The sequence below is a fragment of the Sporomusa aerivorans genome (assembly GCF_041428895.1).
Taxonomy (GTDB): domain Bacteria; phylum Bacillota; class Negativicutes; order Sporomusales; family Sporomusaceae; genus Sporomusa; species Sporomusa aerivorans.
Genome location: NZ_CP156926.1, coordinates 1,840,084 through 1,857,768 on the forward strand (window position 1 = coordinate 1,840,084; position 17,685 = coordinate 1,857,768).

General features: G+C 45.3%; 18 protein-coding genes. 13 read left to right on the top strand and 5 right to left on the bottom strand.

Annotated elements, in window-relative coordinates; genetic code table 11:
* The first annotated feature begins 53 nt into the window (after nucleotides 1-53).
* Nucleotides 54-1,073: an ABC transporter permease gene (locus tag SATMO3_RS08340; protein WP_371379985.1), complete on the top strand. Its 1,020-nt coding sequence runs from the start codon at nucleotides 54-56 to the stop codon at nucleotides 1,071-1,073.
* Nucleotides 1,067-1,849, top strand: coding sequence for an ABC transporter ATP-binding protein (locus SATMO3_RS08345; RefSeq protein WP_371379987.1), 783 nt, complete (start codon nucleotides 1,067-1,069; stop codon nucleotides 1,847-1,849). The genes SATMO3_RS08340 and SATMO3_RS08345 overlap by 7 nt, the downstream gene beginning before the upstream one ends.
* 154 nt (nucleotides 1,850-2,003) lie before the next feature.
* Here the strand turns inward: SATMO3_RS08345 and arsS are convergent, their stop codons facing one another.
* Nucleotides 2,004-2,954 carry an arsenosugar biosynthesis radical SAM (seleno)protein ArsS gene (gene arsS, locus SATMO3_RS08350; protein ID WP_371379988.1) on the bottom strand — a complete coding sequence of 317 codons (951 nt, stop codon included), beginning with the start codon at nucleotides 2,952-2,954 and terminating at the stop codon, nucleotides 2,004-2,006.
* A 316-nt stretch (nucleotides 2,955-3,270) separates the two neighbouring features.
* Between arsS and SATMO3_RS08355 the strand changes: the two genes are divergently transcribed.
* The 9 genes from SATMO3_RS08355 to SATMO3_RS08395 all read left to right on the top strand — a co-directional run bounded on the left by SATMO3_RS08355 (nucleotide 3,271) and on the right by SATMO3_RS08395 (nucleotide 12,314).
* On the top strand, nucleotides 3,271-4,251 hold the full coding sequence (locus tag SATMO3_RS08355; RefSeq protein ID WP_371379990.1) for an ABC transporter substrate-binding protein: 981 nt from the start codon (nucleotides 3,271-3,273) through the stop codon (nucleotides 4,249-4,251).
* A 120-nt stretch (nucleotides 4,252-4,371) separates the two neighbouring features.
* On the top strand, nucleotides 4,372-5,142 hold the full coding sequence (locus SATMO3_RS08360; protein WP_371379992.1) for an ABC transporter permease: 771 nt from the start codon (nucleotides 4,372-4,374) through the stop codon (nucleotides 5,140-5,142).
* 64 nt (nucleotides 5,143-5,206) lie between these two features.
* Entirely contained in the window at nucleotides 5,207-5,992 is a 786-nt protein-coding gene (locus SATMO3_RS08365; RefSeq protein WP_371379993.1) for an ABC transporter permease, read from the top strand.
* A gap of 17 nt (nucleotides 5,993-6,009) precedes the next feature.
* Entirely contained in the window at nucleotides 6,010-6,756 is a 747-nt protein-coding gene (locus SATMO3_RS08370; RefSeq protein WP_371379995.1) for an ABC transporter ATP-binding protein, read from the top strand.
* Nucleotides 6,757-6,847: 91 nt separating this feature from the next.
* A complete protein-coding gene (locus SATMO3_RS08375) occupies nucleotides 6,848-8,377 on the top strand; it encodes a DUF2703 domain-containing protein (protein WP_371379997.1) in 1,530 nt (509 codons plus the stop codon).
* 206 nt (nucleotides 8,378-8,583) lie between these two features.
* On the top strand, nucleotides 8,584-8,985 hold the full coding sequence (locus tag SATMO3_RS08380; RefSeq protein ID WP_371379998.1) for a replication initiation protein: 402 nt from the start codon (nucleotides 8,584-8,586) through the stop codon (nucleotides 8,983-8,985).
* Between the two features lie 88 nt (nucleotides 8,986-9,073).
* Nucleotides 9,074-10,069, top strand: coding sequence for a radical SAM protein (locus SATMO3_RS08385; RefSeq protein WP_371380000.1), 996 nt, complete (start codon nucleotides 9,074-9,076; stop codon nucleotides 10,067-10,069).
* A gap of 210 nt (nucleotides 10,070-10,279) precedes the next feature.
* Nucleotides 10,280-11,236 (top strand): sulfurtransferase, encoded by a 957-nt coding sequence (locus SATMO3_RS08390; protein WP_371380002.1) that lies wholly within the window; start codon nucleotides 10,280-10,282, stop codon nucleotides 11,234-11,236.
* A gap of 115 nt (nucleotides 11,237-11,351) precedes the next feature.
* Nucleotides 11,352-12,314, top strand: a complete 963-nt coding sequence (locus SATMO3_RS08395) for a hypothetical protein (RefSeq protein WP_371380003.1) — start codon at nucleotides 11,352-11,354, stop codon at nucleotides 12,312-12,314.
* Nucleotides 12,315-12,468: 154 nt separating this feature from the next.
* Here SATMO3_RS08395 and SATMO3_RS08400 read toward each other — a convergent pair whose 3' ends face one another.
* Nucleotides 12,469-12,966: a GNAT family N-acetyltransferase gene (locus tag SATMO3_RS08400; protein ID WP_371380005.1), complete on the bottom strand. Its 498-nt coding sequence runs from the start codon at nucleotides 12,964-12,966 to the stop codon at nucleotides 12,469-12,471.
* A 155-nt stretch (nucleotides 12,967-13,121) separates the two neighbouring features.
* On the opposite strand from SATMO3_RS08400, the gene SATMO3_RS08405 reads away from it, so the two are divergent.
* A complete protein-coding gene (locus tag SATMO3_RS08405) occupies nucleotides 13,122-14,267 on the top strand; it encodes an amidohydrolase (protein WP_371380007.1) in 1,146 nt (381 codons plus the stop codon).
* A gap of 84 nt (nucleotides 14,268-14,351) precedes the next feature.
* Here SATMO3_RS08405 and SATMO3_RS08410 read toward each other — a convergent pair whose 3' ends face one another.
* Genes SATMO3_RS08410 through SATMO3_RS08420 form a run of 3 tightly spaced genes read right to left on the bottom strand, consistent with a single transcriptional unit; the run spans nucleotide 14,352 to nucleotide 16,344 of the window.
* Nucleotides 14,352-15,248 (bottom strand): DMT family transporter, encoded by an 897-nt coding sequence (locus SATMO3_RS08410; protein ID WP_371380008.1) that lies wholly within the window; start codon nucleotides 15,246-15,248, stop codon nucleotides 14,352-14,354.
* A gap of 5 nt (nucleotides 15,249-15,253) precedes the next feature.
* Nucleotides 15,254-15,535, bottom strand: coding sequence for a TIGR04076 family protein (locus SATMO3_RS08415; protein ID WP_371380009.1), 282 nt, complete (start codon nucleotides 15,533-15,535; stop codon nucleotides 15,254-15,256).
* An 11-nt stretch (nucleotides 15,536-15,546) separates the two neighbouring features.
* Nucleotides 15,547-16,344, bottom strand: coding sequence for a TrmB family transcriptional regulator (locus SATMO3_RS08420; protein WP_371380010.1), 798 nt, complete (start codon nucleotides 16,342-16,344; stop codon nucleotides 15,547-15,549).
* A 323-nt stretch (nucleotides 16,345-16,667) separates the two neighbouring features.
* Here SATMO3_RS08420 and SATMO3_RS08425 point away from each other — a divergent pair, with 323 nt between their 5' ends.
* Nucleotides 16,668-17,660 carry an asparaginase gene (locus SATMO3_RS08425; protein ID WP_371380012.1) on the top strand — a complete coding sequence of 331 codons (993 nt, stop codon included), beginning with the start codon at nucleotides 16,668-16,670 and terminating at the stop codon, nucleotides 17,658-17,660.
* Nucleotides 17,661-17,685 lie beyond the last annotated feature (25 nt).

The following is a 17,685-nucleotide window of genomic DNA, read 5'->3' on the forward strand; positions in this document are numbered from 1 at the left end:
TGTTTATGCCGGAGTTACTTATAAAAATTCAGTAAGAATTTGGAGTAATTATTATGCAGACTCTAAAAAAACAGCTTGCGGCAAGTCCTTCGTTTGCGGTACGCCTCTTTGCCGCGGAAACTAAGCAAACCTTTAAAAAACAATTCACGTTATGGGCGCCGGTTTTAGCATTACTTATCACCCTGGGGATCCATGCGGAAATGCCTAACAAGCAACTGGTTAATACCGGCTACTATACGCTGCTTATTTCTTTTCTTACGGCTTTTTTCGCCGCTTGGGCTCTCGGCTCAACCATTAAGCAGAAATGGTGTGAGAAGCTTTCCTATTACTCTTTATTTATTACGGCCGCCATTCTTTTAACACTGAGCTATGAAATCATTACCTTGAAAAAAGCCTTGCTGCCATTACCGTTTTTCCCGTCTCCTCCCAAGATCTTGGAAGCGTATGTCACGGACTGGGCGATTCTCTTAAAAAGCGTTGCCTATTCCCTGCGTCTTCTTATTCTTGGTTACCTTATCGGTATGCTGCTCGGCGTTCCCAGCGGTTTAATGATGGGCTGGTACCGAAAATTCGGCTATTGGATGAATCCGGTCGTCCGTATTATCGGGCCGATTCCGGCTACCGCCTGGATTCCTGTTGTTCTGGTAGCATTTCCGACCAGCTTTTCCGGCAGTGTGTTCCTTATTGCCCTGGCGGTCTGGTTTCCCGTTACTGTCATGACCTGTTCCGGTGTATGCAATATCAGCAAGTCCTATTTTGAAATTGCCCGTACACTGGGGGCGGATGAGCGGTATCAGTTATTGCAAATTGCGCTGCCCTGCGCGGCTCCAACCATATTTGTCGGAATGTTTATGGGCCTCGGCGGCGCTTTTGCCACACTCATTGCCGCCGAAATGCTTGGCGTCAAGGCGGGACTTGGCTGGTATATCAACTGGGCGCAAGGCTGGGCCGAATATTACAAGCTCTATGCGGCACTTGGCATCAGCGCGCTTATGTGCTCAGGCTGTACATCGCTTCTTTTTAAAGTGCGTGAGCGGATTCTTATCTGGCAGAAAGGAACTGTAAAGTGGTAGAAGAAAAAAAGGCTGCCAGCTTGGCGGGGAAAATTTCCATCCGTAATGTTTCAAAAAATTTCATGGATGCAAAAAGTACGGAAGTGAAGGCGCTACATAATATCAATCTGGAAATCAAAGCCGGTGAATTCATTACGATCATCGGTCCCAGCGGCTGTGGGAAATCCACACTTTTGCGGCTGGTTTCCGGACTCGATAACCCAAGTAATGGCGAGCTCTGCATTGATGGCGAATCTATCACCGGACCTCATTTTACACGCGGTTTTGCTTTTCAAAATCCAACGCTGTTTCCGTGGAAGGATGTATGGCACAATGTCGCAACCGGATTGGAAGCACGCGGTACTCTCAAAGAACATAAGGCTGATGTTGATGCATACATCGAACTTGTGGGCTTGACCAAGTTCAAAAATGCTTTTCCCCGTCAACTATCCGGTGGGATGGCACAACGTGTAGCACTTGCCCGTGCTCTTGTAAATCATCCCAAAGCGCTGCTTTTGGATGAGCCGTTAGGCGCCCTTGATGCCTTGACCCGCATGAATATGCAGGATGAGATCCTGCATATTTGGAACGAACAGAAAATGACACTTCTTTTTGTTACACACGACATCGACGAAGCAATTTATCTCGGTGATCGTGTTGTCATTATGTCAGTAAATCCCGGACAAATACAAAGAATCATTGAGATTGATATCCCCAAGCCGCGCCGCAGAAATGACGATGTTTTTTTTCAGTACAAGAAGCTTATGTTGGATGAGCTTGGCGTAGCCCTTGATTAACAGCAGGCAGGCTGAGATTCATGTTACGCCGCTGGCGCTTAACCTACGTTTTGTAAACAAGGGGGATAAGTAACTCACCACTTGTTTGGCAAAATAGAAACCACACGCTACTCGTGTGGTTTCACAGGTTTTTATTCAAGACCGCGGATAATACTCACTCCAAACTGCCCTGGCAGCTGCTGCCGGCCCCGGCAGTACAACAGTAGCAGTGATCATCTGCTATGATTTCACACAATAACTCTTCCGGTGTGAAATCAGCAATTGTTTTTGGCGCATGGATACGCAGCCCCAGTATTTGATTGAAATCGCAGTCATAAACAGCGCCATCCCAGCCAATATTGACTTGTGATACACACATGACCTTTTTGAGATTGTCTTTATTATAATTATCGACTAACAATTGTTGATAAGCATCCAATTGACTGCTATTTTTCAAATCTTCCTTAAAATGGCCGCAGGGGGCGTTAGTGATGGTAAAAAGATGATTGAAGCCAATACCATAATTATTCTTAAGCTGCTCTTTATAAGCTGCCTGCAATTCTGCCTGCGGCCCGGGTAAGAATGCGCCACCCGGATTATATACCAGATCAAGAATCAGGCCGGTTTTTTCTTTCCCGTAGCCAATACTGTTTAATAACTTTAATACTTCAATATTTTTGTTAAAAACGCCAGCGCCCCGCTGCGCCGTGACATTTTCTTCACCATAGCAAGGCAATGAGCCAACAAGTTCAATTTTGTTGGCTTTAAATAAATCAAGTAAATGTTTATATGTATCTAAGCCCAGAAGTGTCATATTGGTTCTGACTAAAATGCGTTTTACCGTATTGATATTACTTAATTCTTCTATCAGCATGGGAAGCTGCGGATTCATTTCCGGTGAGCCACCGGTAATATCAACCGTAGCTGCGTTTGCCTCTTTGATAAAATTGAGGCAGGCTTTCATTGTTTCGGAACTCATTTGCTCTGTGCGGTTAGGTCCTGCTTGTACATGACAGTGCCTACAGGTTAAATTGCAAACATACCCAACGTTTATTTGGACACTATCAAGTTTGTTCCTGACCAGTTTCTCGTCGCTTTCCTTGACGTTTTCACAAAATGTTTTCATATACGTCCTCCATTTTCCTTTACTTGACCGTTACCGTATACTTCATGCTAAATGAATTTTAATTCCTGTAAATATAAGGGTCTATTCTTATATTAAAATATTTCTCTTTCGATTGCAAGTTAATACAAACTTGCAATCGAGGTTTTTTTGTTATATACTGGGTTTAATAATGAAGGTGGCAAGCTTTTATCAGACTCAGTTGCATTTCTTTTTTGACTGCTCCGGGTCTAATCCGCGGAATACAAAAGCAAGTGGCAAGTAAGCGGGAAAAATCCATGAAACTCGGCTATTAAATATAAACAAAGGCGGGAAGAAAATGAAAAAATTTACAGCAGTTTTACTCTCAATCATGTTTGCGGCAGCTATGTTTGTTAACGCAGGCTGCGGCAGTGCCAAAAAAGAGGAAACTAAGGCAGCGGCGGAAGCGCCGAAGGTAATTCGTCTTGGTGCCGTTCCATCTACCAGCTATGCACCATTCTGGGTGGCGAAAGATCTTGGTTATCTTGATGAAGAACTCAAAAAAGTCAACTACACTTATAAGCTTGAATCATTCAGCATCGGTTCTGTTGTAAAAGACGCTTTCATTTCCGGTAATCTTGACATGGGAATAATGGGTGAATTTGCGGCGATTGTTGGCAATGCAAACGGTGTTGACTATCATATTGTGGCAAATGTTACTACAAATACGGAAGGCCGCGGTCTTCTTGTCAGAGCGGATAATCCGGCCAGAAGCATAGCTGACCTCAAAGGCCAGCGAGTTGCCGCTACAAAATCAAGCTCTCATCACCTTGTTTTTATTGACCTAATCAGAGAAGCAGGCATGAAGCTTGATGATGTTCAGTTTATTCACATGACGGACGAAGATGGTGTTACGGCGCTTTTGCGCGGTGATGTTGCGGGGGTTTGTGTTTCCGACCCAATTCTTACCCGTGTAGCTGAGAGCGGTGACGGAAAAATCATCGGTTATGGTCCCGGAGCCAGCATGTGGGTTGCAACCAGTGAAACCGTTAAAAACCGTCCGGAAGCTGTCCAAGCAGTCCTTACTGCCTGTCAAAGAGCTGATGATTATATGAATGCACACCCGAAAGAAAGTGCGCAGATCGTTCTCAAATACGTGAAAAAATTAAAACCGGAATTGGCGGAACAAATTCTTAGCAAATACACTATGATTACCGAACTTCGTCCGTCGGACGTTGAATTTATGGCCAACACTGCGAAAGAGATGTATGATATCGGCGTAATTCCAAACAAGGTGGATAATACAGAGTTTGTAATTACTAATTTTACAAAAAAATAATCATTGAGAAAAAGAAAACAAAAAACAGCACCTGCCATCCAATCCGGTTCTGGCTATTTGGAATCAGATGGCAAAGCTCCTTATACTTATTTTACGATTGAATGGTGAGGAGAAGGGACTATGAGATTTGTGGCAATGCTTAGAAACAGCCTGATGTTTGTCAGCGTGCCGCTTGCAGTTATTTTCATCTGGGCTTTTTTTACAATGAACGGTAAAATGAATCTGATCTTACTGCCGACTCCCTGGGATGTTTTTTATCAGATTTATGCGATGGCTGCTGGCGACGATTTGTGGTTGCATGTCGGTATGAGCCTGCGCCGCGTTTTAATGGGCTATGCGTTAGGCGCATGTGCAGGCATTACACTGGGGCTTCTTATTGGCATTTTCCCTATTCTCGATGAATTGTTGGGCAGCGTTTTTCTGCTGTTGCGCCCGATACCGACGCTGGCATGGATACCGTTGTCGCTATTATGGTTTGGCATTGATGAGAAATCGAAGTTGTTTATTATTTTCTTGGGGGCATTTTATCCCATTCTCATTAATGTGTGGAGCGGTGTCAGGCAGCTTGATGTAAAATACGTGGAATTGGTTGAGGTTTTGATGTTGTCGCGAGCCGCTTTTGTTTACCGTATTGTCATTCCTCATTCCCTGCCGTATATTATGTCAGGGCTTAAAATCGGGCTTGGTGTTGCCTGGACCTGTATTATCAGCGCAGAACTGACGACCGCCGTTGCCGGAATCGGTTTTTTTATGACTCAGGCCCGGGCAATGGCTCATACGGATATGGTACTGGCAGCGATGGTCATTATTGGAATTATTGGCAATAGTATTTATGTTGTTTTAGGCTTGCTTGAAGATCAACTGGTGCCTTGGTGCAGGGACGGTAAATGAACAAGCTGGGCATGAAGTTTTAGGACGGTTGCTGCCATTTTAACTAGGAAGGGAGTGTGATCTCATGAGATTATCACGAATAGAACGATGGCTGCTCCGTGCGGCTATGCCGCTTATGATCATTATCGTCTGGCAAAGTGTTGCATTAAGCGGGACACTTAAACCGGTTATTCTGCCACGATTTACAGATGTTCTACTTGCCTTGTGGAAAATAATTCTCAATGGTGAATTTGTCAAGCATATAGGGACGAGTTTTCTGCGTGTCATTGCTGGGTTTTGTATTGGTGGGGCGTTTGGCCTCCTTTTTGGTTTTGGCTGCGGATTGTATCGTAATATGGAAAAAACCTTCGGCAAGTTCTTTATGTTGCTATTCCCTATTCCCAAGTTGGCATTTGTGCCAATCTCGCTTCTCTGGTTTGGCATCGATGAGGCATCAAAGTTGTTTATCATTTCATTGGGGTCGTTTTATCCGATTTTCATTACCGTATCGAACGGCGTACGCCAGTTGGATAAAAAGTACGTTGAACTTGCAACCGTCTTGCAATTATCGCACGGAACTTTTATCCGGCGCATCGTCATCCCTAATGCGTATCCGTATATGATCAGTGGTATGCGTATCAGTATGGGCGCCTCCTGGATGTGTATTATCGGTGCGGAATTGGCTGCCGGAGTGGTTGGCATCGGCTATTTTTTGCAGGATGCGAGTACGCTGAGTCAGACAGCGAGAGTCATGGCAGGCATGATCTCTATCGGTATTGTCGGCAAAACGATGGATTACGCTTTGCGTTATATAGAAGAACGAATCATTAACTGGCGAAAAGCGTATACCGGTGTCCATAATGGCTGCTGAACTCATGGAGGAAACGCATGAGCGATCAAGAATATGTGCGTATTGAAAATGTCAGCAAAACATTTTATGTAAAAAACAATCGAATTGATGCCTTGAAAGACATTAATTTGACGATTGCCAAAGATGAAATTGTCAGCATTGTAGGCGCGAGCGGTTGTGGAAAGAGTACGTTGCTGCGCCTCATATGCGGGTTGGAGCGGGAATATGAAGGTGCGCTCAGCATTAACGGACACAAATTGAATGGACCGAGCCGCGGCGTTGGTGTTGTTTTTCAAGAACATCGCCTGTTGCCCTGGCTGACCGTCGAACAAAATATCTATCTGGCAGTCAACCACCTTCCAAAGAGTGAAAAAAAAGAACTGGTTGCAAAATATCTCGAACTGGTCGATTTGCCTGGAACGGAAAATTTTTTTCCGCACCAGCTTTCCGGGGGCATGGCCCAGCGGGTTGCGATAGCGCGGGCTCTTGTCAGCAACCCCAGAATTCTTCTTTTGGATGAACCATTAGGTGCGCTTGACGCATTGACGCGGAAAAATATGCAAAAAGAAATTCTGCAGATTTGGGAAAAGGATAAAATAACAATGATTATGGTCACGCACGATATCGACGAAGCAATTTTTCTCGGCTCGCGCGTCATTGTTATGACATCGCGCCCCGGTACAATCAAACGGGATATTACTGTGCCGCCCAGTATGGCTAAAGACTACACCGATCCGGAATTTATTCGTTTACGCAATGAAATTTATCATGAATTTTCGTTATAATGCTTAAAGCAATCAGGAGGGATCATTTTACAAGCGACAACGGAATTGCAAGTTCTTCTAACTAAAAAAACCAAATTTTGGAGGATCAACGATGAGTGATTATCAAAAAACTATCGGGCGATCATTTTTTTTGCCGGGGATGGCGATTCCGGCGAAAATGAACGGCATGAAGTATGAATTCAGCATAAATCCGTACTGCAGTGAGATAAAGGCGGAAGAAACAGTTGTGTGTATTGGTGCCGGCACGGGAATAGCAGCGCTGCAATATTCCTATTTTACGCGTCGCAAAGCTTCGGTTATTGTAGTTGACAATGTGCTGGAAAGAATCACCGAGATGAATGCGAATCTTAAACTTGCTGCAGAAGAAAATCAGTGGTTCCAATTCGATTACATAAAAATCGTTCATGGCGATATTCTTGAGCTGCCATTGCCGTCCGAATGTATAGATATTGCGGTATTCAATTGCATGGACAATAAAGTTGAAGCAAATGATTTAAAACAAGCGTTAACAGAAATTAATCGCGTCATCAAGCTGGGGGGCCGTCTCTATCTAGCCGGTACGATAACAAATTCTCCAATACCCGGCAATCTGAACGATGAATTTCTACGAAAAGAGAATTTAACTGGCGGTATGTTACGGGAAGATTATATCGATTTATTTGCCAATGCCGGTTTTGGTGAAATTCAGGTCCGTGCGCGCCGTCCGTATCATGTTTTTGGCAAAGTGCGTTACGGAATTGAGGAAGACGTCATTTTTGATACCGTTGAAATCGCTGCTTTCAAAATACCATTGCCGGAAGACGGACTTTGCTGTTATATAGGTGAAACGGCAACCTACACAGGAAACGACAAATTCTATGATGACGGCAAGGGTCATATTCTTAAACAAGATATACCGTTCAGCGTGTGCCATAGAACAGCCGAACGACTCCGTTCTCTTGGCCATGCAGATGTCGTTCTGTCACCGCCTACATACCATTATGCGGACTGGAAAAATGGGGGGAATTCCTGTAATTGCTATACTAATTCTTCAGTGCCGGATAAGATAGCATCATCATGTTGCGGCACTTTGCAAAGTACAGCGGAAGCTGCCTGCTGCTGCGGATTTGAAACAGCAAACTCAGCATTATGCTGCAGTGCGGAGAAGACTTCTGTGACAAAGAAACCACTGAAGATTGATTACCTTTATTTAGACCTTGATGATTGCAAGCGCTGCGTGGATACGGACGATGTACTTGGAAATACTCTTGCGGAAATTGAGTCACTGCTTGAATCCGCAGGATATGAAGTGAAGCTCACCAAGATTCATGTTGCAAACCGAGCAATTGCTCAGCGCTATAAGTTCATGACCTCGCCGACAATTCGTGTGAACGGACGTGATCTTGACATTGAATTCAAAGAATCTCTCTGCGGCGAATGCGGTGATTTATGCTGTGACAGCACGGTAGACTGCCGCGTATGGATCTACGAAGGCAACGAATACGAAGTACCGCCGAAAGAAATGCTGGTGAACAAAATATTGGAAGCGGTTTACACTAAACCGGAGCCTGTCGGTGAGCAGCCTTATGTTATGCCTTCAAACCTGAAAAAATTTTTTACTGGTCTGGAAAAACAAATCTGAAGTAGCCAATATTTTAGATATTTATTGATTGCGTATAATTATCAACTTGCAATCGCCTTTGTTTTTCTATATAATGGTAATAGGTCTAAAACACATGCAAAACTATAATATGAGGTTTTGCTCTTTTTTTTACTTATTCGATTGCAAATCTATTTTGAATTGCAATCGATATTTTTTTGTTATATACTGGATTTGAGGTGATGAAGGTGGCAATCTTTCTGAGACGGATTAACCCCGTTATCGATGCTGAAAAATTGGCAGCTGCCGTGTTTCAGCCTGAAGGACTTGTAATTAAACACAATCATTTCCCATACCGAGGGAAATACACTCGCACCATTTTTGAAATCATTACTTCCTCGCAAGCGACAGGCGTGACCGAGTACAGCATTTCTGAATTGATGGAGCTTTTGTCTTTGGAGCACACAAGGTATTCTTACGGACAGCTTAAGCTCCGGGTATTGGAACCTTCGCTGCAAGAAATATACGATCATGATGACGCAATATTTGTTGAGTTTGGACCGGCATTTTCAGGCCGCAGAGTGAATGATATCTGGTTTAAAGTAACAATGGGGGAGAAAGCGCGAGCATTACGAAAAAAAAGAGACTGAATTTAAGTTTGCGTTGCCCAAGAAAAAAACAGCCACACAGCATAGGGCGTAACGTGCACTTATAAATATGCCTGGAGGTAGATATAACATGGATAAACAAATCTCCCAAATCATTAGCAAAGCGGTAGAGGGTGGTGAGATCACTGCGCCTGAACTCCAAAAGTTGCTTTCCGTCCACTATTTATCAGAAGAAGCCTATTTGATTCAATGGGCCGCACGTAAGCTTAGTGCTGCTGCGGCAAAAGGTAAAGCTGAAGTACACGCCCAGGTAGGAATAAACGTTGGGCCTTGCTCGAAGAACTGCCATTTCTGTTCTTTTGCGCCCATCAATAAGGTGTTCCCCAAAGAGCAGGTTTTCAGCCGGGCCGAGATCATCGAAAAAGCTCTGCGTTTCGAAGCCGACGGTGCCAATGCCATATACCTGATGGTTACGGCCAACTATAAAATGGCAGATTACCTGGAGATTGCCCGGGACGTACGGGCAGCCTTAAAGCCGGACACTCCTATGGTTGCCAATGTGGATGACTTTGACGAAGCCGGAGCCAGTGCTTTAAAAACTGCAGGCTTTGCCGGTATTTATCATGTTATCCGGATGGGTGAAGGTGTTGTAACCGGGATTGATCCGAAAGTAAGACTGAAAACCGTCGCCGCCGCCCAAAAAGCCGGTCTCCTGGTGGGAACCTGTGTTGAGCCGGTCGGTCCGGAACACTCGATAGCAGAAATTGTTGAAAAAACTATGCTGGCGAAAGCTATGAAACCGGTACATGCCGGATCGGGCCGCCGCATTAACATCCCAGGTTCACCCCTTGAGGTTCACGGGGCCTTCACCGAAGCGCAGCAGGCGCCCATAACCGCCGCGGTTAAACTGGCTATGGGGTATGACATTCCCGGTCATGCCGGCGGTGATTCCTCCCACTTTGCCATGGCCGGCGTAAACCTTTCCTGGGCTGAGTCCGGTTCTAATCCACGGGATACCAAGGCCAATACCGTAATTGGCGGCACGGTGGACAGCAGGCGCCAGGCATTTGAGCAAGCCGGTTGGGAAATAGTCGAAGGTCCGTCACGGTTATTTGGCGGCAGGTAGGTTATACATAGCAGAATGTAAGCAGGAGGAGCAGTGAGTGTATGAGCTAGTCAAGATAAAACAGGACTTAAAATGACCTGCCGGACTTTTCTGGCAGGGTCAGTGGCAGTGGGGACGAGCCTGACACTCTTTTGGTCTGGTTGGCCGGTCAACGGCCGAGGACAGCGGTTCCAGGCTATGTCCAGCCAGTTACAGGAGGTTAAAGCATAGATGTTAAAACGCAAAAATATAGATACAAAAATGGTTATGTTTAGTTTGCTGGGCATGCTTATAATGAACCTTGCAGTAGGGCCGCTATTTCCTGGCAGCATGGCTAATGCCGCCGGCGGGATTCCCGTACAGCAAGGGGTTCAGTCACTCGTTACGCCTGAAAATGTAAGTGCCATGTTAAAGAGCGGAACCGTAAAACTGATTGATGTAAGGCCGCCGGAACATTACCGGGCAGAACATCTTCCCGGGGCCGTGAATACATGGTGGAGCGACTACCAGGACACAAACGGGCTTGTGCCTTCGCCGGAGCATCTTGCCGCTTTGCTAAGCAAGCTGGGAATTAATAATCAGGATACAATTGTGCTTTATGCCGATGCGGATAAGCATGGTCCTGCCTATGTGGCTCATTTCTGGTGGCTGCTTGACATGTTTGGATACCAAAACGTAAAAATTTTGGACGGAGGCCTGGAAGCCTGGCGAGTTGCCGGCTATAGCTTGACCGATGAAGTTTCGCAAGTGCCCACCGGTAATTTTCAGGTTAAAAGGATAGACACCGCAAAATTGGCAACGACGGAAGAAGTCTGGCATGCCGTAAACGAGCATGACCCCAATGTAATTATTCTGGATGTCAGGGAATGGGGCGAATTCACCGGGGATGTGCAGGCTCCGGGCGCAGCGAGAAAAGGGCGGATTCCCGGTGCTGTCTGGTTATACTGGGGAGACGTGTTAAATCCGGATAAAACTCTGAAAAATACTGATGCATTGCAAAAAATATTCGCTGAGAAAGGCATTACCCGGGATAAGGTAATCATTACCTATTGCCAGGCGGGAGTACGGGCCGCTCACACCGCCTATGTGCTGAACGAGCTTCTCGGCTATAAAAATGTAAAAAACTATGCCGGGTCCTGGAGCGTATGGAGTCAACGCGGGGATTTGCCTATAGAAAGTGACAGTTAATACGAAGCAGCTTGTATTGGCTGTAGCTCTCAAAATGGCTGGGGACAAGCATGTTTTCACCAACCCGCTTTATGGATAACGGGGTTTTTTGAAAATGAGTATATGGAGGGGAAAAATGACGATTGAAAAAATACTGGCTGCTGCTTTGGCCGGACAGCCGCTTACCGGCGAAGAGGCATTGGCTTTATTGCATATCGAAAACATATCGGCTGATTTTCATAAACTTCTATCTGTCGCGAATCAATTGACGCGTCGTGAGTTTCAAAACCGGGCCTATATCTTTGCCCAAATAGGCATTAATGCCGAGCCTTGTTCGAAAAACTGTAAATTCTGTTCCATGGGGGAAAATCATTACGCCATGGAAAGTACCTGGCAAAAAGATTATAAGGCTATATCAGCGGAAGTTGACAGTCTTATTCAAACAGGTATTGATGATCTTTTTTTAATGACAACGGCTGATTATTCTATTGAAAATTTTTTAGATATCGGGGAAAAAGTCCGTAGACAACTGCCGGAAAAAGTAAAATTTGTTGCCAATATTGGTGACTTTGATGAAACTGTTGCCTTGAAATTAAAACAGGCCGGGTTTACCGGTGTCTATCACATTCACCGTCTGCGGGAAGGAATTGATACGGATATTGAGCCGGAAACAAGAATAAAAACGCTGGAAGCTATTCGCGCCGTTGATCTTGATTTATATTACTGTGTCGAACCGATTGGACCTGAGCATAGTTACCAGGAGCTCATTGATGAAATGTTGCGGGCGCGGGAATACGATGTCAAAGTTATGGCGGTGATGCGAAGAATTCCTGTGCCGGGAACCCCGTTGAAGCATAAGGGGCAAATAACCGCACTGGAATTGGCTAAAATAGCGGCTGTGACCAGAATGGTGACTGTTCCGTCACGCGCCATGAATACTCATGAAGTTACCCCGCTAACGCTGCTTGGCGGAGTCAATCAGTTATATGCTGAGGTAGGCGCCAATCCGCGGGACAGTCATTCCATTACAGAGAAAAACAGAGGAGTCTCTGTAATGACAATAAGGAAGCTATTGGAAGATGCTGAATATGACTTATAAATCTAGATTTTCGGCGACTTAACTGTGAAGTGGGCCGGCAGCAACAGCAAAAAACCACGGCAATAGTCAAGTTGCCGTGGTTTTTTGCAGGAAATGGTCGCTTAACGTATGCGTCTAAATGAAAAGCTGGAAGTGGCAAGCCGGCAGAATAGATTTACAGGGCCAGTATCATATCATACCAAATGGCACCACCGTGATTTGATTGGGAGCGGCCTTGGTTTACATAGCCAAATGACTCATAGTAGTGCACCAATTCTTCTTTACAGGTGAGCAGCACATTTTTGCGGTTGGATTTTTTGCCAAGCTGAATAAAATGTTTCATTAACTGTGCGGCAACACCCTGGCGGCGATATTCGGAAATTACATCCAGTCCAAATACGGTTAGATTTTGTCCATCCGGTATGTGGTGGCTGGTATCATAAAAAAGCTCGTCATAGATTACAGGGCTATTTGTAACGCAGCCATTGATAAAGCCGATCAGTTTTGCGTTAGTTTTGTCTTCGGCTACAAGAAAGTAATCAGGGAATGCGGCAATTCTTGCCTGGAATGAGTTCCGTGAGGCCGCTTCAGCCGCCGGAAAACAGATTGATTCTATTTCCGCGACTCTATCTAAATCTTCCGGTTTAACTTTGCGAATAATAACTGCTGGCATGGATGTTCCTCCTGGCATATAATTCAATTAACAAGAATTTGTGTTAAATTACATTATATCATAGAAGAGCCAGAAAAAGTCAGATGTTTGTCAGTTTATAACCAGATACAAAATAGAATATATCATATTGTAGTCTCTAGGCAGGAGGTATTGACATGATTGCATTAACAGGCGGCAAAATCATAACCATGTGCGGCAAAAGTCTGGAGCGCGGCACTGTTTTAGTGCGGGGAGGGAAAATACGGGATGTCGGCAAAAATATTGATATTCCGCCCGGTTGCCGGGTTATAGATATAACCGGCAGGATAGTAACTCCCGGACTTATTGATGCGCACACACATTTGGGTGTGGAGAATGAAGGTCTGGGCTGGGAAGGCCGGGATGTCAACGAACGCAGCGAACCTGTCACGCCGGGTATGCATACCCTTGACGCCATTAATCCGGCTGATATCGGTCTTATGGAAGCCTACCGCGGGGGTGTCACTACCGTTATGATAGCTCCCGGCAGCGCCAATCCAATCGGCGGCCAATGTGTAATTATAAAAACAGCGCCTAAGCCGACGGTGGAACAAATGCTGGTAGAAAGGTATGCCGGACTAAAAATTGCTTTTGGTGAAAATCCTAAGCGCAGTTATGGAATAGAACATAAAAAAATGCCTGTCACACGTATGGCTACTGCCGCGCTGATAAGGGAAACATTGTGGAAAGCGCACCATTACATGGCAAAGCAAGGTGAAAAGGATTTTCCTTATAACCCCGGACTGGAAGCAGTAGCCAGAGTTCTTCGCAAGGAGATGCCTCTGCGGGCGCACGCGCACAGAGCCGATGATATTATTACTGCCGTACGGATTGCCCGTGAATTTGACGTGGATATTATTATAGAACATGGCACAGAAGCATATCTTGTTGCCGATGTGTTAGCCGCCGAAGAAATTCCGGTAATTGTTGGCCCTACACTATCTACCCGGTCCAAGCCGGAACTTAGGGATAAGACGATGGAGTCGCCGGCTTTGTTATTTTGCCAGGGGGTTGCATTTGCCATGATGAGTGATCATCCGGTGACTCCAAGCTGCTTCCTGGCCGTATACGCCGGCCTTGCAATCCGCTATGGTCTTCCGGCCAATCAGGCTCTAAAAATGATTACCTGTGATGCAGCTAAAATTCTGGGCCTGCATAATCGTATTGGCAGTCTGGCGCCTGGTATGGATGCCGATTTGGTTGTGTGGAGTGATGAGCCTCTGCTGCTGACTGCCCGTCCTGAGATGGTGATGGTCGATGGAAACCTGGAGATAATAGAGTGAGTTAGCCTCTCAGGAGTTTACTATAAGCATTAAAGAGAGAAATCAGGCCGCATGCGCCAGGTTTCTCTCTTTATATACCGGGTTTTATTTGGTTGTCAGGTATGCTCCTGCTAATATCAGCATTCCGCCCAGTATCACAGTAGAACTGATATTTTCATGCAGGATGGCTGCGGCCAGGATGCCGGTCAATAGCGGTCTGAAATAGAGATAACTGCCTACGGTGATGGCCGGAAGTCTCTCCAGTCCCTTGTACCAGGCGAGGTAGCCATAAACGGAGGCCAGCCCGCCAAGATACAGGAGATTGACAAACCCAAGCCACGATAGTGCAAACCTTGAGCTTAATGTAATTTCGCCCAGTGAAAAAGGAATAAGCATTATGGTGCCAAGAAGAGTAGTATATTTTATTATTGTAATTGATGAATAGGTTTTAAGAAGCTTTTTGCCATAGACACTGTAGAGGGCCCAGGAAATCGCCGTCATTAGAATGAAGAGATTACCCCATGAACGATTATCAAGCAGATTTCGCGACATATTGCCGTCGGTAATCAAGAGACAGCAGCCGCCAAATGCTAAAGTAAGCCCCAGCCAATTAATACATTTAAATTTTTCATTAAACAACAGCCAGGAGAAGATGCCGATGAAAACAGGTGATAGGCTTATCAAAATGGCGGCGTTAGTCGCATTTGTGTATTGCATTCCGTAGTGCTGCAGCAGATAATACAGCGTTACGCCTGTAGCTGATAAAAACAGGAATAGAGGGTAATCTTCACGGTTAATGCGTTCCTGATTGCGAAAGTCGATAATAATTAAAATTATCGAAGCTATTAGATAACGGTACAATGCGGACAGGGCCGGTGTAATTTCCGCTAGAACAAGCTTGGTAGAAACAAATGTACCGGCCCAAATCGCGACAACGAAAAAAAGCTCAATGTGCAGGGATAAATTTGAAAGTTTAATTTTGGCCTGTAAGACTGACCGCATAATTATTATAACGCTTTGATTTCAAAAAGGACTGTACCGCCTTCGCTGTAAGGGGGGCCCGGATCAATGCACTGCACTGTTCGGGTAACCAGTCCCAGCTCCCTTAAATCTTTTCCTAATCTTACGGCAAAAACTGCCGGATATATATTGGCAAAGGCAAAGCCGCAAATGCGGTCACTTTCCGTCAAAGACAGGGTGGCACCCCTCAGCACTATTTTATCGCCTGTTTGTATGCCGGCTGAGCAAGTACTTTTTACTTCTTTTGCGGTAATAACAAGATCCGCCATACTGTCGCCTCCTATCGATTCTTTATTAAGTACGCTAATAACTGATTTTGTTCGCAGAGTTTCTGAAAATTATCTTTACCAAGGGCATCGATAAGAACACTGCCCCAAATATCGTGCTTGATGTATTCCTTGGTTACCAATACAATGCCAGGTGTTGTAGTCCAAATTCCTTCGGTTGTACTTTCGGTGTCAATTTCGCCAATGACGACTTCTTTGTTATCGCTGACTATGGCGGTGAGGCGTTTTCCTAAACGTTTAAATGAAGATAAGCCGCAGGGTTCAAGGCTAATACAGTAGTTACAGTCCAGGGAACAGGTCCCAAACACTGCGGCGATGACAACAACCCCGCGCTTTTTTGCTGTGGCAACAGTATCAGCTAAGAGAACAGCCTCGTCCGGCCAAAGGGAAAGCAGCAGGGATGTTTGACTTGACTGGATGACAGTCACCATTTTGTCCAGGATAGTCTCATAGCTGGCAAGGTTCATAGTTAAATCGATATCGACAATTGGTTCAGTTTCACGTAACTGAAGCTCCAACCCGTCGATAATGCCGGCAAAGTCTGTTTTGACTCTGCTAATTAATTTGTCTGGCGGAACAGGATAGTACTTTCCTGTTTCTGTGCTGCTTTCAATAATAAAGCCTTTAATTTTCAGCCTGCTAAACGTATCATAGATTTTGGCCGCAGGTATCCGGCCAATTTTACTGATTTCGTAGCCGTTGGCCGGATGCTTTTTAAGCAGCGTGTAGTATGCTTTTGCTTCATAAGCGGAAAACCCCAGTTGTTCGAGTTTCAAAATGATATCATTCATAATATCCTCCCGACGCGCCGTTATCCCTATAATAAATCGTGGTGTGAATTGTAGCAATATTGACCGGGGTGAGGTAGAGAAAATTTTCCGGAGTTGGATAAAGTATAGGAAAGAAAGTCTCTTATCCAAAGAGTAAGAACTCCTGCCAATATGGTGTTCTTCGCGCTTCAACTGAGGGTAAAAATGCAGGCTTTGTGCTTAGTAAAGCGCAAAGCCTGCATTTTTTTATTCTGTGTTTGTAGCCTTATTAACAGTTGCTAAGTTTATTTTGGTATGATACGCTCATTTTACAGGTTGGGTGAGTTTGCGGGGAGGAGTTATTTATGAAAAAGAATATTGTGATTTTAGCCACAGGCGGAACTATTTCAGGTACTGCCGCCTGTGAGACAGAAACCCTCAACTATACGGCGGCTGTTCTACAGGTAGAAAATCTGATTGCTCAGATTCCCTCGCTTACCAATATAGCACATATTACCGGCGAGCAAATTCTGCAAGTGGATAGTTGCGATATGACGATTGAACTATGGCTAATGCTATCGAAACGCATCCAGGAACTGCTGGCATCTCCGGCTGTCGATGGCGTCGTTGTCACTCACGGTACAGATACCATGGAGGAAATGGCTTATTTTCTTAACCTTACGGTCAAAAGTAAAAAGCCGGTAGTTCTGGTAGGAGCCATGCGCCCGGCGAATGCTATTAGCGCCGATGGTCCGATGAATCTGTATAACGGTGTCGCGCTGGCGATCCATCCGGCAAGCACCGGCAAAGGAATTCTTGTCACCCTGAATGATACGATTAATTGTGGCCGGGATGTTACTAAAACGAATACCGCGCTGCAAGATACATTCAAGTCGCCGGACTTAGGGTATTTAGGGTATATTCAAGGCGGAATTCCACACTTTTACCGCTGTCCAACCCGTATACATACTTTCTGCAGTCAATTTGACATTAACGGGCTTAACCAGTTGCCAAGGGTAGATGTCATTTACTCTTATGTAGGCAGTGATCCGGCGCTCATCAAAGCAGCAGTGACTGCCGGCGCTCAAGGCCTGATTTACGCCGGCTTAGGCAACGGAGGCATGGCGGCGGCAATTAAAGAAGCACTTGTTGACAGTGCTGCAAAAGGGATCGTAGTTGTACGCAGCAGCCGGAGCGGCAGTGGCGTAGTTACCCGCAACGGAGCCGTTGATGATGATACTGCCGGGTTTGTTGTCGCCGATTCATTGAATCCGCAGAAAGCAAGAATTTTATTAATGCTGGCATTGACTGCAACCAGAGAACCCGAAGATATTCAAAGGATGTTCTGGGAGTATTGACAGGCAAGGACAGGAACCGAACCCC

What these genes read in the sequence shown, in the direction of transcription:
- SATMO3_RS08340 (WP_371379985.1), top strand. Translation starts at nt 54, where the DNA reads ATGCAGACTCTAAAAAAACAGCTTGCGGCAAGTCCTTCGTTTGCGGTA.
- arsS (WP_371379988.1), bottom strand. Translation starts at nt 2,954, where the DNA reads ATGAAAACATTTTGTGAAAACGTCAAGGAAAGCGACGAGAAACTGGTC.
- SATMO3_RS08355 (WP_371379990.1), top strand. Translation starts at nt 3,271, where the DNA reads ATGAAAAAATTTACAGCAGTTTTACTCTCAATCATGTTTGCGGCAGCT.
- SATMO3_RS08360 (WP_371379992.1), top strand. Translation starts at nt 4,372, where the DNA reads ATGAGATTTGTGGCAATGCTTAGAAACAGCCTGATGTTTGTCAGCGTG.
- SATMO3_RS08365 (WP_371379993.1), top strand. Translation starts at nt 5,207, where the DNA reads ATGAGATTATCACGAATAGAACGATGGCTGCTCCGTGCGGCTATGCCG.
- SATMO3_RS08370 (WP_371379995.1), top strand. Translation starts at nt 6,010, where the DNA reads ATGAGCGATCAAGAATATGTGCGTATTGAAAATGTCAGCAAAACATTT.
- SATMO3_RS08375 (WP_371379997.1), top strand. Translation starts at nt 6,848, where the DNA reads ATGAGTGATTATCAAAAAACTATCGGGCGATCATTTTTTTTGCCGGGG.
- SATMO3_RS08385 (WP_371380000.1), top strand. Translation starts at nt 9,074, where the DNA reads ATGGATAAACAAATCTCCCAAATCATTAGCAAAGCGGTAGAGGGTGGT.
- SATMO3_RS08390 (WP_371380002.1), top strand. Translation starts at nt 10,280, where the DNA reads ATGTTAAAACGCAAAAATATAGATACAAAAATGGTTATGTTTAGTTTG.
- SATMO3_RS08395 (WP_371380003.1), top strand. Translation starts at nt 11,352, where the DNA reads ATGACGATTGAAAAAATACTGGCTGCTGCTTTGGCCGGACAGCCGCTT.
- SATMO3_RS08400 (WP_371380005.1), bottom strand. Translation starts at nt 12,966, where the DNA reads ATGCCAGCAGTTATTATTCGCAAAGTTAAACCGGAAGATTTAGATAGA.
- SATMO3_RS08405 (WP_371380007.1), top strand. Translation starts at nt 13,122, where the DNA reads ATGATTGCATTAACAGGCGGCAAAATCATAACCATGTGCGGCAAAAGT.
- SATMO3_RS08410 (WP_371380008.1), bottom strand. Translation starts at nt 15,248, where the DNA reads ATGCGGTCAGTCTTACAGGCCAAAATTAAACTTTCAAATTTATCCCTG.
- SATMO3_RS08415 (WP_371380009.1), bottom strand. Translation starts at nt 15,535, where the DNA reads ATGGCGGATCTTGTTATTACCGCAAAAGAAGTAAAAAGTACTTGCTCA.
- SATMO3_RS08420 (WP_371380010.1), bottom strand. Translation starts at nt 16,344, where the DNA reads ATGAATGATATCATTTTGAAACTCGAACAACTGGGGTTTTCCGCTTAT.
- SATMO3_RS08425 (WP_371380012.1), top strand. Translation starts at nt 16,668, where the DNA reads ATGAAAAAGAATATTGTGATTTTAGCCACAGGCGGAACTATTTCAGGT.